General features: G+C 61.8%; 13 protein-coding genes. 1 reads left to right on the forward strand and 12 read right to left on the reverse strand.

The genetic code is table 11. The features are described 5' to 3' along the window. Positions 1–22 precede the first annotated feature (22 nt). The gene (locus tag ACP2AV_RS13160; RefSeq protein WP_426373220.1) at positions 23–826 is read left to right on the forward strand and encodes an EcsC family protein; all 804 of its coding nucleotides are present in this window, start codon (positions 23–25) and stop codon (positions 824–826) included. Here ACP2AV_RS13160 and ptsP read toward each other — a convergent pair. The 12 genes from ptsP to ACP2AV_RS13220 form a co-directional block, all read right to left on the reverse strand. Further along, positions 801–3,053, reverse strand: a complete 2,253-nt coding sequence (gene ptsP / locus ACP2AV_RS13165) for a phosphoenolpyruvate--protein phosphotransferase (protein ID WP_426373221.1) — start codon at positions 3,051–3,053, stop codon at positions 801–803. The genes ACP2AV_RS13160 and ptsP overlap by 26 nt on opposite strands. 19 nt (positions 3,054–3,072) lie before the next feature. Then, positions 3,073–4,311: an aspartate kinase gene (locus ACP2AV_RS13170; RefSeq protein WP_426373222.1), complete on the reverse strand. Its 1,239-nt coding sequence runs from the start codon at positions 4,309–4,311 to the stop codon at positions 3,073–3,075. 69 nt (positions 4,312–4,380) lie between these two features. Then, a complete protein-coding gene (locus ACP2AV_RS13175; protein WP_426373223.1) occupies positions 4,381–4,881 on the reverse strand; it encodes an AAA family ATPase in 501 nt (166 codons plus the stop codon). Between the two features lie 19 nt (positions 4,882–4,900). After that, positions 4,901–5,356: a DUF1178 family protein gene (locus ACP2AV_RS13180; protein WP_426373224.1), complete on the reverse strand. Its 456-nt coding sequence runs from the start codon at positions 5,354–5,356 to the stop codon at positions 4,901–4,903. Positions 5,357–5,438: 82 nt separating this feature from the next. After that, complete coding sequence (locus ACP2AV_RS13185; RefSeq protein WP_426373225.1) at positions 5,439–5,915, reverse strand: NUDIX hydrolase; 477 nt, start codon at positions 5,913–5,915, stop codon at positions 5,439–5,441. A 117-nt stretch (positions 5,916–6,032) separates the two neighbouring features. Then, positions 6,033–7,322: a 3-deoxy-D-manno-octulosonic acid transferase gene (locus ACP2AV_RS13190; RefSeq protein WP_426373226.1), complete on the reverse strand. Its 1,290-nt coding sequence runs from the start codon at positions 7,320–7,322 to the stop codon at positions 6,033–6,035. Positions 7,323–7,388: 66 nt separating this feature from the next. Beyond that, on the reverse strand, positions 7,389–10,064 hold the full coding sequence (locus ACP2AV_RS13195; protein WP_426373227.1) for a molybdopterin-dependent oxidoreductase: 2,676 nt from the start codon (positions 10,062–10,064) through the stop codon (positions 7,389–7,391). Further along, positions 10,064–10,393: a nitrite reductase small subunit NirD gene (nirD, locus tag ACP2AV_RS13200; RefSeq protein ID WP_426373228.1), complete on the reverse strand. Its 330-nt coding sequence runs from the start codon at positions 10,391–10,393 to the stop codon at positions 10,064–10,066. The genes ACP2AV_RS13195 and nirD overlap by 1 nt, the downstream gene beginning before the upstream one ends. Beyond that, positions 10,390–12,825 carry a nitrite reductase large subunit NirB gene (gene nirB / locus ACP2AV_RS13205; RefSeq protein ID WP_426373230.1) on the reverse strand — a complete coding sequence of 812 codons (2,436 nt, stop codon included), beginning with the start codon at positions 12,823–12,825 and terminating at the stop codon, positions 10,390–10,392. The genes nirD and nirB overlap by 4 nt, the downstream gene beginning before the upstream one ends. Before the next feature lie 11 nt (positions 12,826–12,836). Next, the gene (locus ACP2AV_RS13210; protein ID WP_426373231.1) at positions 12,837–13,772 is read right to left on the reverse strand and encodes a GAF domain-containing protein; all 936 of its coding nucleotides are present in this window, start codon (positions 13,770–13,772) and stop codon (positions 12,837–12,839) included. Continuing rightward, on the reverse strand, positions 13,772–15,460 hold the full coding sequence (locus tag ACP2AV_RS13215; RefSeq protein ID WP_426373233.1) for an ABC transporter ATP-binding protein: 1,689 nt from the start codon (positions 15,458–15,460) through the stop codon (positions 13,772–13,774). Before ACP2AV_RS13215 ends, ACP2AV_RS13210 begins: the two co-directional genes overlap by 1 nt. A gap of 5 nt (positions 15,461–15,465) precedes the next feature. Next, on the reverse strand, positions 15,466–16,548 hold the full coding sequence (locus tag ACP2AV_RS13220; protein WP_426373234.1) for an ABC transporter permease: 1,083 nt from the start codon (positions 16,546–16,548) through the stop codon (positions 15,466–15,468). Between the last annotated feature and the right edge of the window lie 141 nt (positions 16,549–16,689).

The raw sequence follows: 16,689 nt of genomic DNA on the forward strand, positions 1-16,689 counted from the left end.
CCCGATACCCCATCTAAAAGGCATGAGCCCGCTTCACATACTGAAAACCGCGGATGGCACACCGATCCTGCACGCGCCGACCGACGCCGTATTCGACGAACTTACAGCGCGCTACAATGCCGCGAATTCAATCGGTTACAAGTTGATTTCAACCCTCGGAGGCGGGGCAGAGCAGCTGTTCAGCGCCGTGCCCACGGCTTTGCGAAAACCGGTTGAGACCCTGACGCTTTCGGCGCTGGAAAGCAGTTTCGAGGTCGCCGACAGGCGCCAGATCTTTGGCCGCGCCGAACGTCTCATCGCCGATAATCCGCGCCGTCATACGGCCTTGGCAACCGCATTGGGTGTTGTTGGGGGCATGGGCGGGGTCGGCACCGCAATGGCCGAGGTGCCGCTGTCTACCGTCCTGATGATGCGACAAATTCAAAGCGTGGCCCGGGTCTATGGGTTCGATCCATCGCGCACTGAAACGCGTAAGGATTGTTTGCAGGTGTTTGCGGGCACCGGGCCTCTGGATGGCGATGGCGACGTGGATTTGGGGTTCGTGTCGGCGCGTGTGACCCTGACCGGTGTCACTTTGAATGCCATGCTGAACAAGCTGGCACCGCGCGTTGCCGCCATGATGGGACAACGTCTGGCAACCCGGGCCGTGCCCGTGTTGGGCGCTGCGGCGGGCGCCGCAACAAATTACAGTTTCATCCGGTACCACGAAAACATGGCGCATCTGTATTTCGGCATGCAACGCTTGTCCGAAGACAGCGCAACCCCGTTGCCGCAGATCGTTGACACGGTCCGCACGCGCGTCAGGCGATCCAACCCTGTTCGCTGAGATAGCGGGTCACAGCCGGGCGCACCGACTGTTGGCCTTCGTCTGAGGCCGTTTCGATCACGTCGCGCAGTTCGCCCAAGTGAACACGGCGCAGCAAATGCTTGACCGGTCCGATGGACGCGGGGCGCATCGACAAGGACCGCAATCCCATGGCCGCGAAACACACCGCCTCAAGGGGGCGGCCAGAATCTTCGCCGCAGAAACTGACCGGGGTATCGCTTTCCTCGCACCGTTCGACGATCCGGCGGATGATCGACAGGAACGACACATTCAACGTGTCATAGCGCCGACGGACCCGTTCGTTTTCCCGATCGGCCGCGAAAAAGAACTGTTTCAGATCATTGCCGCCAATCGAAATGAAATCGGCCATTTCAAAGAATTTTTGTGGTGCGAAGGCCAGCGAAGGGGTTTCCAGCATCGCGCCGATTTCCACCTTTTCGGGCAACACATGGCCCAGCTTGTCCTCACGCTCCAGTTCGTTCAGCAGGTGCTGGCGGGCTTGGCGGAATTCATCGAACTGCGCGATGAAAGGAAACATGATGGTCAACGGGCGGCCGTTGGCGGCGCGGATCAGCGCCTGCAGCTGCATGCGCATAACGCCCTTTTTGTCCAGTCCGACGCGGATGGCACGCCAGCCCATGGCCGGGTTCGGTTCGTCCTGCGGTTTCATGTACGGCAGAACCTTGTCCGAGCCGATGTCGAGCGTCCGGAAGGTCACGCGTTTGCCATTGGCGGCATCCATGACGCGGGCGTAAAGAGTCGCCAATTCTGCCCGCCGCGGCACCTTGTTTCGCACTAGGAATTGCAGTTCGGTGCGAAACAGGCCCACCCCTTCTGCGCCTGACCCCGCCAGTGACGGCAGATCCGCCATCAACCCGGCGTTCATGTAGAGCGAAATGGTTTCGCCGCACAGCGTCATGGCGGGTTTGTCGCGCAACGACACGTAGCGTTCCTGCGCCTTTTCCTGCATTGCCAACTTGTCGCGGAACGCCTGGCGCACGCTATCTTCGGGGCGCAGGTGCACCACGCCTTGATCGCCGTCCAGCAGGATTGGATCGCCGTTCAGTGCCTCACCCGAGATCTTGTGGGCCTGGATCAACAGGGGGATTGCCCATGCCCGCGCGACGATGGCCGCATGGCTGCCGACCGAACCTTGTTCGAGCACGATCCCCTTGAGCGACCGGCCATAGTCCAGCAATTCGCCGGGCCCGATATTTCGTGCCACGAGGATTGGATTATCGGGCATCTCGGCCCCGGTTTCGGTGCCCTGACCGGTCAGGATCCGCAACAGCCGGTTCGACAGATCGTCCAGATCGTGCAACCGTTCGCGCAGATAGGGATCGGGGACCTTGGACAGGCGTGCGCGCGTGGCGGTTTGTTCTTTTTCTACCGCAGCTTCGGCCGACAGGCCCCGGCTGATGTCGTCTTCCATGTTGCGCATCCAGCTGCGCGAATTGGCGAACATGCGGTAGGCTTCCAGAACCTCGCGTTGATCCTTGTCGCCGGTATCGGCCAGCGACAGCATGTCGTCGACGGATACGCGCAAGGCATTCACGCCCTCTTGCAGGCGGATGAGTTCGGTCTGGGGATCGTCGGCTATGGGGTTGGTCACCACAACACGTGGTTCGTGCAGCCAGACTTTTCCTTCGGCGACCCCCTCTTGCCCGACAGAGCAGCGATATAGAACCGGCTGGGTGTGCAGCGCAGACAGGGCCGCGCCTTCGCCGACAAACGCGCCCAGTTCGTTCATTTCGGCCAGCACCATCGCGACGACCTCGAGCCCGTAGACCTCGTCCTCGGAGAATTTGCGCCCCTGTTTCGACTGGACGACCAGCACCCCCATGGTTTCGCCAAGCCGCTGGATCGGGACGCCAAGGAAACTGGAATAAATTTCCTCGCCAGTCTCGGGCATATAGCGAAAGCCATGTTCCTGCGGCGCGTCGGCCGTGTTCACAGGGTTGCCCATGCGGGCCACGCGCCCGACAAGACCCTCACCAATTCGCATGCGGGTCTGATGCACGGCCTCGGGCTTGAGCCCCTCGGTGGCGCACAGTTCCAGCGTTTCGGAATCGCGGAACAGATAAATCGAACACACCTCTGTGCGCATCGAATCCGCAATCAGATGTGTGATGCGGTCGAGCCTTGCCTGTCCCGCGCTGCTTTCTGCAAGCGTGTCGCGCAGTCGCCCCAGCAGTTTGCGACTATCGCTTTCCAACCCGTCCGCCATAGTCCCTTTCTGGGGCCTCTCAGCCAGCCTTCTCAAGTTCGAAGGCATCATGGAGTGCCTGAACGGCCAATTCCATATATTTCCGATCGATCAGCACCGAAATCTTGATTTCCGATGTGGCGATCACCTTGATGTTGATCCCTTCGTCAGACAGGACCTTGAACATTTTTGCCGCGACCCCCGACTGAGATCGCATGCCGATCCCCACGACGGAAACCTTGGCAACATTCGTGTCGGCCACCAGTTCAGCAAAGGCGATTCCTCCGTTCGCCTTGGCCTCGTTCAGCGCTTTTTCGGCGCGCTTCACCTGGGCGGTCGGGCAGGAAAAGGTCATGTCGGTGTGACCTTTTTCGCTGATGTTCTGCACGATCATGTCGACATTGATGCCAGCTTCGGCCAGCGGACCAAAGATCGCAGCGGCAATGCCAGGCGTATCTTTGACCTGCAAAAGGGTCATTTTCGCTTCTTCGCGGCTTGCGGCCACGCCGCTGACGACTCTGCTTTCCACGATATCCTCCTCGGCACAGATCAAAGTGCCAGCGGTTGGGTCATATTCTTCGAAACTGGACAGAACGCGCAACTTGACCTTATAGCGCATGGCCAGCTCGACCGAGCGGGTTTGCAGCACCTTTGCGCCCAGCGAGGCCAATTCCAACATTTCTTCGAACGCGATTTTTTTGAGCTTGCGCGCCTTGTCCGTGATCCGCGGGTCGGTCGTGTAAACCCCGTCAACGTCGGTGTATATGTCGCACCGTTCGGCCCCGAAGGCGGCGGCAAAGGCGACGGCTGTCGTATCCGATCCCCCCCGTCCCAACGTGCTGATCCGGCCTTCGTCGCTAATGCCCTGAAACCCTGCGACCACGGCGACTTTCATGCCTTCGGCGAATTTCGAGTTGATGTTGTCGTTGGGAATATCGACGATCCGGGCCGCGCTATGGGCTGACGTGGTCTTGAGCGGAACCTGCCATCCTTGCCAGCTGCGCGCCGGGATATCCATTTCCTGCAGGGTCAACGCCATCAGCCCGGCGGTGACATTTTCCCCGGAACTGACGACCGCATCGTATTCGCGCGCGTCATACAGCGGCGAGGTTTCGTCAACCAGGCCGACCAGCCTGTTGGTCTCGCCCGACATCGCCGACACGATGACGATCACATCATAGCCATTCGCCACCTCGCGTCCGATGCGTTTGGCGGCCCGTCTGATCCGGTCCAACGTGGCGACAGAGGTGCCGCCGAATTTCATCACGAGAATGGGCATTTGCGCCGGAGTCCCTCATGGCGTGGTTTCGCCGTTTCCTATGGGATGGCAGGCGAAAGGGCAAGTGGCTCAGAACCGGGAAAGTATCGCTTCGACCGCTTCGTCCGGGGTGACGTGCGCGGTGTCCAGCTTTAGCGTGGCCGACGGCCAGTTCTGAAATTGGCGCGTGGCGGTGGCAGACCAGTCGGGCAGGTTCAATCCCGCGATATCAGGTTCGCGATGTTCAACCCGGCGGCGGTGTTTCGCCTGGTCGCTGCAAGTGACCCACACTTCAAGCAGGTCGGCCCGCGCGGCGTGGGCCGTGGCCGCCCACATGTCGCGTGTTTCACGCACCGGGTTCACGCTGTCGGCAATCACACTGACGCCGGCCATCAGGTTGCTTTCCGCCACGGCTGCCGCGATCTGATAGCCGGTATCGCGCAAATCACGCAATTCGGGGCGTCGGCGGCGCAATGCTTGTTCGATCGCGTCGATCCGAAGCCAGGCTGCTGGCAGGGCCCGCGCCAGGCGGCGCGAAATGGTGCTCTTGCCCGTGCCTGGTAGGCCGCCGAATACGATTAACCGCGCCATGCCAGAACCACATGGGTCATCAGCTGACTTTGCGTTTGGGCAGGAAGGGCAGGGGCAGGACGGGAACACCATCCTCCAGCAGCTTCCTGGCGTCCTCTGGTTTGGCTTCACCGTAAATGGATCGCTGCGGTGCGTCACCTTCGTGAATGGCGCGCGCTTCGCTGGTAAAGGCCTGGCCGACGTAGTCCGAGTTTTTTTCGACCGCAGCTTTCAGCCGCTGCATTGCTGTCTGTACCTCGTCCGATGGCGAGGTCAAAAGAGACTGCGCGGCCGGTGGCTCCGTTTCCGCCTGCGCTGGATCTGCGCCCGCTGCCTTGGTCAGGCGCGGCGCCATGATCGCCTTGGTCACTTCGGGCGAGCCGCAAATCGGACAGCTGAGCAGCCCCGATGCGTCCAACGCATCAAACGCATCGGACGATTTGAACCAGCTTTCAAAGCCGTGGTCTTCTGAGCATTTCAATGCGTATTTGATCATAGGGCCCCTCGTCCGGTGATATTTAGCGCGTGTATGTAAAGAAAACACTCAGGAAATCAAAAATATATTCGCGCCCTTTAAGTCAGATGCGCAGGATCCGGGGCGAAAAGCGCGAAATGATGCGCGCCAGTTCGGGTTCTTTGACCATCTTGGCGGCCTTCTTGACCGACACCCATTTGCGTTTGCGCTGGTCGGCTTCGGGATAGTCATCTGCCAGTTTCGCGACCGAAACGGCAAAAACCGCGACGATGCAGGGAAATTTTTCGCCGCTTTCGATCCGTTTGTCGTACGAATAAAAGCCAAGACAGGGGCCATGCACCCGCCCGCGTACGCCGGCTTCTTCCCATGCTTCGATCGTGGCGGCCTCGGCCGGCGTCGATCCTGCCATGGGCCAGCCCTTGGGTATGATCCACCGGCCCGTCCCGCGCGAGGAAATCAGCAGAACCTGCGGTTTGTCCTTGCGAACGCGATAACACAGCGCCCCGAACTGAGTTCGCGCGTCGCGTTTGTCAGCCGACGTCAGGGCAAGCGGTTTCTGAAGCGTTCGAAGTTGGTCCATTGCCTGTGTCTTGGGTCGTTGGGCGGGCAGCCATCGGCATTTCTGCGGTCCCGATTGGGCCAGCCTGGGCCGGGCGAAGGTAGCATGGCGCTGCGCTCCGCAAAAGGCCTTTCGGGGTCACCCGCTCAGCGCCGGCAAGGCCGCAGCGCTAGACAGGCGTCGCCAGAATGCATCTTTGCCGTCATCGGATTGGCGCAAGGGGGCCAACGCGACCTGGGCGTTTCGAACCAGTTCCTGGCGCCGAGCGGGATCACGCACCAGCGCGCGAAACGCCCGGCTCAGATCGACCGAAGATGTGACTGCGATTGCGCCGTCGTTGTCGGTCAGTGCGCTGTAGGCGGCCTGGTTGTTGGCGGTGTGCGGCCCATGGATCACTGCGGATCCGAAATGGACGGGCTCGAACGGTGTGTGCCCCCCCTTGTTGGCCAGAGATCCCCCGACAAAAACGATGCCCGCCAAGCGATACCACAGGGCCATTTCGCCCAGCGTGTCGGCCAGAAACACGTCTGCCTTGCCGGGCGTTTCACCCTTGGAACGGCGCGCCATGGTCAGCCCCTCGGCTTGAATGATCCCAGCGACCTCGTCACCGCGATCCGAATGACGCGGGGCCAGGATCAGGCGCAGCGTCGGAATCGCGGCGCGCGCCAGTTTGAATGCGCGCAGCACGGCGCGTTCTTCGCCCTCGTGGGTGGATGCGCCAAGGACGGTCACATTCGGATCGAAATCCGCCGAGAACCGCGCCAAGACGTCCGCACTGACGTCAGGAAGTGTGACATCGCCCTTGAGCATCAGGCGTGGACCAATGGCCGAAGGCGCAACGCCGAGCTGCTCGAAATTCTTCTGCGATGTGGCGTCCTGCGCGGCCAGGTAATCGATGGCGCCGAACACGCGCGTGCGAAAGCGCGCGCCAAGCCGCTGCCAGGTGCGCGCGCTCTTGTCCGACATACGCGCCCCGATCAGGAATATCGGGACGTTGTGCCCTGCGCAGAGCTGAAACCGATTGGGCCAGATTTCGTTTTCGACCGTGACCAGCGCAGCCGGTTGCCATGCGGACAGGAAACGTTTCACGCAGGCGCGCTGATCCAGGGGGGCAAAACGCACCACAACCCGGTCCAATCCCCAGCCTTGTGCATTCAAGCGCCCGGTTTCGGTGTTGCAGGTCAGAACGATCCGCAGGTTGGCATCGCGTTTCACGGCGGTGGCTACCATGGCGCGAATGGCGGCCAGTTCGCCGAGCGAGGCGCCGTGAAACCAAAGTACCGGCCCGCGCGTCACCGATGATTGCGCCCCGAGGCAGAGCCGTTCGCGCAATGCACCGCTGGGCGCCCGGCCTCGTCGCTCACGCAGCCAGAGCCGGGCCAGAATGAACGGCGCGGCAACGGTAACTGCAAATCTGTAAAGCATCATGGCGCGGCCGGTCAGGAAAGGCTGGCTGCCGTGATACCTGTGCGCCCTGCGATTGTCTATCGGGCGCTATTCGGCCGCGTCCATTCGACGGGCATTGGCCAGCAGCGCGGACAATTCCGGCCGGCACGAGCCGCAATTCGTTCCCGCGTTCAAAGCGGCCCCGATCTGATCGACGCTGGTCAGGTGTTTGTCGGCAATCGCGGCGCTGATGGTGTTCACGCCGATGTCGAAACAGGAACAGACGACCGCGCCGGGGTCGGGGCGATCCGCGCCAGCCCGGCCAGCCAGGATCGCATCCCCGCGATCACCGCCCAGCATGTTTGCGACCACTCCGCGTGACACCGCGACCGGATCGCGGGCGGCGAACAGGGCGGCGATGACGCGGTCACCCTGGGTCAGGGCGACACGGGCAAGGCCCCGGGTCGCGTCGATCACCGACAGGGTGGTCATGCTGTCCGGGGCGACGTCGAACAGGGTGCGGGCAAAGTGTTCCCAGTCCGCGACCGGCGTCGATCCGGCCAGTTCGGTGCGCCACCCCGATCCGACGCGGGCGGTGGCCCAGTATTCCGATACCGGGGCGGGCCGCACGCTGCTGACAGCGAAACCATACCATGTGGCATCGAAGGGTTTGGCGGCGACGGGGGTGGCCTTGCTTTCGGGTTGCCCCGAAACCGGGTCTGTATTCGCTTCGACCAGTGCATCGATCCGTCCCGAGGGGGCGGTGTCCTGGGTCCAGTGCATCGGCGCAAAGAAACTGCCGGGCCGGGCGCGGTCGCTGACAAGAACACGCAGGATCGCCTTGCCATGGGGGCTGGACACTTCGGCCAGATGCGCCGGTTTCAGACCAAGTGCCAGGGCGTCTGTCGGATGAACTTCAAGATAAGGCTCGCCCATGTGCTGGCTCAGGCGCGGGCTCAGTGCGGTGCGGGTCATGGTGTGCCAGTGGTCCCGCACGCGCCCGGTATTCAGCCGGTAAGGATGGGCGCTATCAGGTGTCGAGGCCGGGGCGCGGTAGGTGATCGCCAGCATCCGCCCTTTGCCGTTGGGGGTGAAAAACCCGCCATCGCCAAAAAACCTGCCGCCCGTGCGATTGCGGGTCACGGGCCACTGCACCGGTTTCAATCCGTCGTATTCGGTGTCGCGCAAATGGGCGAGCCCCGAAATATCAAAGTCACGCCCCAGATTCCCCGCGATACCGGACAGGGCGGCATATTCGCGGAAGATTTCGGCTGGTGAGGTGAAGTCGAAACCATCGCCGTGGCCCATGGCACGGGCGACGTCGCAGACAATCTGCCAATCGTGGCGCGCTGCGCCGGGGGGCGGCAAGACCTTGCGTTGGCGGCTGATGACCCGTTCGGAATTGGTGACGGTGCCGTCCTTTTCGCCCCAGCCTGTCGCGGGCAGAACCACATCCGCCAGTTTCGCCGTGTCGGTGGTGCCGAACATGTCGCTCACGACGACGAATTCGCACCCCGCAATGGCTGCGCTTACCTTGTCGGCCTCGGGCATCGACACTGCCGGATTTGTGCACATGACCCACAGGGCCTTGATCTTTCCTTCGTCCACGGCGCGGAACATGTCGACCGCTTTCAACCCCGGCTGCTCGCAGATGGTGGGCGAGGCCCAGAAATCATGCACGGCTGCCCGATGCTCGGTGTTTTCGATATCCAGATGGCAGGCGAGCGTGTTCGCCAGGCCACCCACCTCGCGTCCGCCCATGGCATTGGGCTGCCCGGTGACCGACAAAGGCCCCATGCCGGGCCGCCCGATCCGGCCCGTGGCCAGGTGGCAGTTCACAATGGCATTTACCTTGTCGGCGCCGGCCGAGGATTGGTTGACGCCCTGGCTGTAGATCGTGACGACCTTTTGCGTTCCGGCCCAAAGGGCGCAGAATTCCGCAAGCTCTGCGCCCGTCAATCCCGACGCCGACGGATCGCAGGCCTTGGCGGCGGCGACACTGTCAGCCAGCCCGTCGATATGTGCATTCGTGTAGGCGTGATCGATTGCGCCGGTGTCAGCGATGTGGGCCAGAAGCGCGTTAAAGATCGCCACGTCGCCGCCGGGGGCGACGGACAGGTGCATATCGGCAAGGTCCGTGGTGGCCGTGCGGCGCGGGTCGATGTTGACCACCTTCATCGATGGCCGCGCCGCCTTGGCCGCGGCGATGCGCTGATACAGCACCGGGTGACACCAGGCCAAGTTCGATCCGACCAGCACGATCAGATCGGCCTCTTCCAGGTCTTCGTAGTTGCCGGGCACCGTGTCTGTCCCGAATGCGCGCTTGTGCCCTGCGACCGATGACGCCATGCAGAGCCGCGAATTCGTGTCGATATTCGCCGATCCGATGTAGCCTTTCATCAGCTTGTTCGCGACATAGTAATCTTCGCTCAGCAATTGGCCGGACACGTAGAAGGCCACGCTGTCGGGCCCGTGTTTTTCGATCGTTGCGCTGAACCGCTCAGCGACGAGCGCGATTGCGGTGTCCCAGTCCGCGTCGCGCCCGTCGATCCGGGGCGCCAGCAATCGCCCTTCGGTTGATACGGTTTCGCCCAGGGCCGAGCCCTTTGAACACAGCCGCCCGAAATTGGCGGTGTGTGTCTTGTCCCCCTTGATCGCGACGCCGCCCGCACCGTCCGGTGTGGCCAGCACCCCGCATCCCACCCCGCAATAGGCACAGGTCGTGCTAACGGCAGTGCCCGCCGTTGCGGGCGTCGAGCGGAGCTTTTGGCCAGCGCCATCCATCAGGCGGCCTTTTCAGCAAGAAGCGCGCTGTCCAGCAACACGCGCCCGTTTTCGATCCGGGTGGCATAGGTGGCGATCTGCCCGTCGTCTGCGCCCTGCGCCTGTCCTGTTTCCAGGTCAAACACCCAGTTGTGCAGCGGGCAGGTCACGGATGTGCCGTGCACGATGCCTTCGCTCAGCGGCCCGCCCTTGTGCGGGCAGCGATCGGATGTGGCATACACTTCGTCTGGGGTGGTGCGGAAAACCGCCACGCAGCCCACCTTGGTTTTCACGATCCGCGCGCCCCGAACGGGGATGTCGTCCAGCGATCCGATGTCGATCCAGCTCATTCCGCAGCCTCCAGTGTAAGGTCGGCAAGGGGGCGGTACTTGTCGGCACGCTTTTCGGCGTGGTCTGCCCATGGGTCCTTGCGATAGACCGATTGCGAGATTTCGAAGCGTTCGTTCAGCGCCTGGCGTTCGGCGTCGTCCGACAGTGTTGCGATGACCCAATCCAGCCCCACCTTTGCGACCCATTTGTAGGCGCGATCCAGATACTTGGCATTTTCACGATAGAGCTGAACAAAGGCCGTCACCCATTCGATGGCTTCTTCTTCGGTGGCGGCGTCGTGCAGGCGCTCGGTTTCCTTCACGTCCATGCCCGCAGCGCCAGCGACACTGACCTGAAAGCCGCTGTCGACGCAGATGATGCCCACGTCCTTGCACGTCGCTTCGGCGCAGTTGCGCGGGCAGCCGGAGACGCCCAGCTTGACCTTGTGCGGGGTCCACGATCCCCACAGCTTCTTTTCCAGCTTGATGCCCAGCCCGGTGCTGTCCTGGGTACCAAAACGGCAATGATCGGTGCCAACGCAGGTTTTCACCGTGCGCAGCCCCTTGGAATAGGCGTGGCCCGACACCATCCCGGCCTGGTTCAGATCATACCAGATCGCCGGCAGGTCTTCTTTCTTGACGCCAAGCAGGTCGATACGCATTCCGCCAGTGACCTTGACGGTCGGCACGTCGTACTTGTCGGCCGCGTCCGCAATGGCGCGCAGTTCATCCGGCGACGTGATCCCGCCCCACATGCGCGGCATGACGCTATAGGTGCCATCTTTCTGGATATTGGCGTGGTTGCGTTCGTTCACGAAACGCGATTGCAGATCGTCCTGATAGTCCAGCGGCCAGTCGGCCAGCAGGTAAAAGTTGATGGCCGGGCGGCATACGTGACAGCCGTTCAGGGTCTTCCAACCCAGTTCCTGCCAGACGGCCGGCTGGGATTTCAGTTCCCGGCTTTTGATCAAGAGCCGCACGTCTTCATGCGTCAGGTCGGTGCAGTTACAGACCGACGCTGCGGCGGGAATGACGAAATCGTCGCCCAGCGTGACGCCCAGCACCTGTTCGACCAGCCCGCTACAGGTCCCGCAGGACCCCGAAGCCTTGGTCGTTGCCTTGATCGCATCAAGTGTGGACGCGCCCGTGTTGATCGCGGCCACGATATCAGCTTTGGAAACGCCGTTGCAGCCGCAGATCTCTGCGTCATCCGGTAAGGCTGCAACGGCCGCCATAGGGTCCGCGGAGGCGCCCCCCTGAAAGGCCGGGCCAAAGATCAGCGTGTCGCGCATGTCTTCGACATCGGTACCGTCCTTGATCTGGCTATAGAACCAGGCGCCGTCGGCGGTGTCGCCGTACATCACGGCCCCGATCAGACGATTGCCCTGTAGGATCAAGCGTTTGTAGACGCCGCGTGCGGGGTCGCGGAACACGATGTCTTCGCGGTCTTCGCCCTCGGCGAAATCCCCGGCGCTGAACAGATCGCACCCGGTTACCTTCAGCTTGGTGGACACTTCCTTGTTCACAAAGCACGCCTCTTCGCCCAGCAGCGTCTTGGCCAGCACCTTGGCCTGATCGTAGAGCGGGGCAACCAGCCCGAATATCGCGCCATTGTGCTCAACGCATTCGCCAAGGCTCAGGATATCTTCGTCCGAGGTCACCATCTGGTCATCGACGTGGATGCCCTTGCCCACGGCCAGACCGGCCTCTTGCGCCAGGGCGATGTTCGGGCGGATACCCACCGCCATCACCAGCAGATCGCAGGGCAGTTCGGTGCCATCGTCCAGCGCCAAGGCGCGCACCTTGCCATCGGCGCCCAGAATTTCCTTGGAATTGGCTTGGCAAAGCACGTTGATCCCTTTGTCCATCAGCGACTTGCGCAGAAGGTATCCCGCAGCTTCGTCCAGCTGACGTTCCATCAAATGGCCCATGATGTGCACCACCGTGACGTCCACGCCGCGCAGGCGCAGGCCCGCGGCGGCTTCCAGCCCCAGCAGGCCGCCGCCGATCACGACAGCCTTGGCGTCTGGTTTGGCGCCCAGATCGATCATGCGGTTGGTGTCTTCAAGATCGCGGTAGGGGATCACGCCCTCAAGATCGTGGCCGGGCAGGGGGATCATGAACGGGTTCGAACCGGTCGCCACCACAAGTTTGTCATAGGGAACAGGGCCCTGTTCGCCGTGAACCACCTTGGCCGCGCGGTCGATCGACACCACCTTTTCGCCAAAGCGGCAGGTGACGTTGTGCTGGGCGTACCAGGCATCGTCGTGGGTGACGATTTCCTCGTAGGACTTTTCCCCCGACAGCACCGGCGACAGCATCAGGCGGTTGTAGTTCCCGCGCGGCTCGGCGTTGAAAAGGGTGACTTCGTAAGCGGTGGGATCGGCATCAAAAAGATGCTCTAGCATCCGTCCCGATGCCATCCCCGCGCCAATAACAACAAGTTTTTTCATGCCTGAACCTCTCAGCAATACCAGGCGACAATATGCGCCAGTTCGTGTTCGCTATGGATGGGTAGAACAACGACCGTGTCGTATCCGGCCAGTCCGGGTTTGTTCTGTTCGACCAAGGGCAACCCGGTGCCCAGAACCTGCCCGACCGGCCCCTTGAACGCGCTGATGCGGCGCTCGACCTCGTCGTTGAAGAGCGAGCCTTCGCGCGCGCAGATCCCGTCGATCAGCACGGCTTCGGACTTTTGCCCGACCTTCGCGGCGCGCGCGTCCCAGATTTCAAACCGGCGGGCCAGCGGCGTGCCCCGGGCGGACAGCATGGTCAGGATCGTGGGCGCACTGGGCGACGGAACCGGCAGGCCCAGCCCGTTGGTCAGCCCGGCGCGGCCCGCGCTTTCCGAGCGGACAAAGCGATAACCAGATCCCAGATCACGAAACAGCATCGGCGTATTGGCGGCCCAGACGCCCCCGGGCAGGCCTTGGCCGCGCGGGAAATGCGTATGTTGCGACACCCATTCGAAATGCTTGGCCGCGCCGTAATAGCCTTCGTCCACGGTCAGGATATTGTCGTTTGGCGCCCAAACCTCGATTGCGCCGATCCGCTCATCGTCGTCCGAACACAGCGTCACAAGAACCGCCTTGAGCGTGCTTGCGGCAAATACCGGAATAGCCACGGCCGCGGTCAGGCCTGCGGCCTTGGCCGCCTCGGTGCGTTTGAAATATGATCCATCGAATTTCTTCAGCACGATCGGCTTTTCTTCGGCCCATGCCTTGCCGGGCAAACCTTCGCCCTTGGCAAAACTCTGGCGTTCGGAAATCGACGCAAAGTCGTTCAGATCGCCATAAGTGCCTTTGGACAAAACCAATTTGTCGCCTTCGGGCACCCAGACCTCGGTCACTTCAATGAAGGGGCGGACCTGTTCGGCGGTTTCAACACTGGTGTCGGCCATCACGCCGCCTCCTTCTTGCCGGCGTTGCCTTGCGGCTTGGATTTGGGCTTGGCGCCATGTTCGTATTCCTCAAGGAAACTCAGAACCTGTTCGCGGTAGCTGTAGTAATCGGGATGTTCGAGCAGCGCTTTTCGGGTGCGCGGGCGGGGCAGATCAACGTCCACGATGCGCCCGATCGTGGCCTGCGGTCCGTTGGTCATCATCACCACGCGGTCGGCCAGCAGGATCGCCTCGTCGACGTCGTGCGTCACGCAAACGGCGGTGACCTTGGTCCGGCTCCAGACCTCCATCAGCACTTCTTGCAATTCCCAACGGGTCAGGCTGTCGAGCATGCCGAAAGGTTCATCCAGAAGCAGCAGCTTGGGGGACAGGGCAAAGGCGCGCGCGATGCCGACACGCTGACGCATGCCGTTCGACATGTCGCTGGCGGATTTGTCCATCGCATCGGCCAGGCCCACGCGTTCAAGATAGTATTCCACCACGTCCTGGCGTTCCTGTCGCGAGGCGCCGGGATAGACCCGATCCACCCCGATCGAGCAGTTTTCCCGCGCCGTCAGCCACGGAAAGAGCGATGGCGACTGGAACACCACGGCGCGTTCGGGGTCAGCCCCTTCGACATGGCGGCCATCCAGTTTGATCGCGCCCTTCGAAATATCATTCAGCCCGGCGGTCATCGTCAGAACGGTTGACTTGCCGCAGCCCGAATGGCCGATCAGGGAAATGAATTCGCCCTTGTTCACCTTCAGATCGAAGTCTTCGACCACGGTCAGCGGGCCTTTGGGGGTTGGGTAGATCTTGTGTAACTGACTGAAATCAAGGAATCTGTCTTCGATCAGCCCTTCCTGGGCCTTGGCAACGGCGGCGGGCACCCCGTGGATGGGGGTGATGCCGGGCAACATGCGGGTTTCTTCGATCTTGGACGCCATTCCGACATCCATCAGATAGCCGGTGACTTCGGCGCGCAGGCGCTTGAAGGTTTCGTCATGGTTCATCGCGGTGCGGTCGCGCGGGCGCGGGATGGTCACTTCGACGGCGCTGCCCAGCGTTCCGTCGGGGTTCAGCGGGATGATGCGGTCGGCCAGCAGGATCGCTTCGTCGACATCGTTGGTGATCAGAACGCAGGTCTTTTTGGCGGCGTCCCAAATGGCCTCGATCTCGTCGGCCAGATTGGCACGGGTCAGGGCATCAAGCGCGCTAAGCGGTTCATCCAAAAGCAGAACTTCGGGGTCCATCGCCAAGGCGCGGGCCACGTTCACCCGCTGGCGCATGCCGCCCGACAGCTCGGCCGGTTTGCGCGTCTTGGCGTGGCTCAGGCCCACCATCTTGACGTATTCGTCGACCTTGGCGTGACGATCCGGCTTGGACATGTTGGGGAAAATCGTGTCCACGGCCAGCTGGACGTTTCCATCCACGGACAGCCACGGCATCAGCGAATAGTTTTGAAAGATCACGCCGCGTTCGGGGCCGGGGCCGTCGATGGGTTTTCCCTTGAAGGTCACGCTGCCCTTGGTGGGCATTTCCAGCCCGGCCATCAGGTTGATCAGCGTGGTCTTGCCGGTCCCCGAAAAGCCCAGAAGGACAAGGAATTCGCCTTCCTGAACTTCGAGATTGATATCCTTCAGCACGTCGGCCTTGTCAGTGCCATGACCGAAGCTTTTGGAAACATTGTCGAATTTAATGACTGACATGACGCTCACCGGTTGTTTGAGAAGGTAAAGAGCGACTGCAGCGCGAACATGATGCGGTCGAGGAAAAAGCCGATGATCCCGATGGTGAAAACGGCCACCATGATCTTGGCCAGCGAACTGGACGAGCCGTTCTGGAATTCATCCCAGACGAATTTGCCCAGACCGGGGTTCTGCGCCAGCATTTCGGCGGCGATCAGAACCATCCAGCCAACCCCGAGGCTGAGGCGCAGACCGGTAAAGATCAGTGGCAGAGCCGAAGGCAGGACCAGCTTGGTAACTTTGGTAAAAGTGTTCAGTTTCAGCACTTTGGAGACCGAAATGAGGTCTTTGTCGATACTGGCCACACCAAGCGCGGTGTTGATCAGGGTCGGCCACAGCGAACACAGCGTCACGGTGATGGCTGACACCAGGAACGACTTGGCAAACAGCCCGTCAGACGTGGTGTAGACGGCCGACACGATCATGGTCACGATCGGCAGCCAGGCCAGCGGCGAGACGGGTTTGAAGATCTGCACCAGCGGGTTGATGGCGGCGTTGGCGGTCTTGGACAGACCCGCCACGATCCCCAGCGGCACCGCGATGATCGACGCCAGCGCGAAGCCGAAGAACACCGTTTTGATCGACGTCCAGATCTGGTCGTAATAAGACGGTGCCCCGGTGTAAGTACGGAATTTTACACGATCTTCCTGGCCCTGCTCGATCAGTTTGGCATTGCGATCGTCCTGGCGATCATAAAAGGCGTCTTCCTTTTCGCCCTTGCGCACGGCGTCCTGGTGCAGGTTCACGGCCTCGTTCCAGACCTGCGCCGGACCGGGGATGGCCCCAAGCGACGTTTGCACCTGCGGGGCGAGCGCGCCCCAGATGGCAAGAAAGCCCACGATGGCCAGAACCGGCACACCCAGAAGCTGCCAGATTTCCTTGGCTTGTGCTTTGGGATTATCCCCGGCAATCGCCTTGAGGATGGGGGTCAGCCAGGCGATGCCCAGAACTTGGAAATAGCTGTCCGCCTTGTTGATGCGCGAGAATATCCGCTCTTTGCGGGCCTCTTTGGCGGCATCTTTGGCGAAATCGGGATCGACAGTGGTCATGTCTTGAATCCTCTGAAAAGGCTCGGATTGGGGCGTTTGGCGTCGGGCTGCCTTCGGTCTGCTTGGTGTCTGCGACCCGTCGGCGGGCTGTCGCGAACCTGTCGGGCAAACTGTCTGGCAAAACGTCGGGCAAAGTGTCGG

The organism is Aliiroseovarius sp. PTFE2010 (genome assembly GCF_049943335.1).
Lineage (GTDB): Bacteria > Pseudomonadota > Alphaproteobacteria > Rhodobacterales > Rhodobacteraceae > JBNFVY01.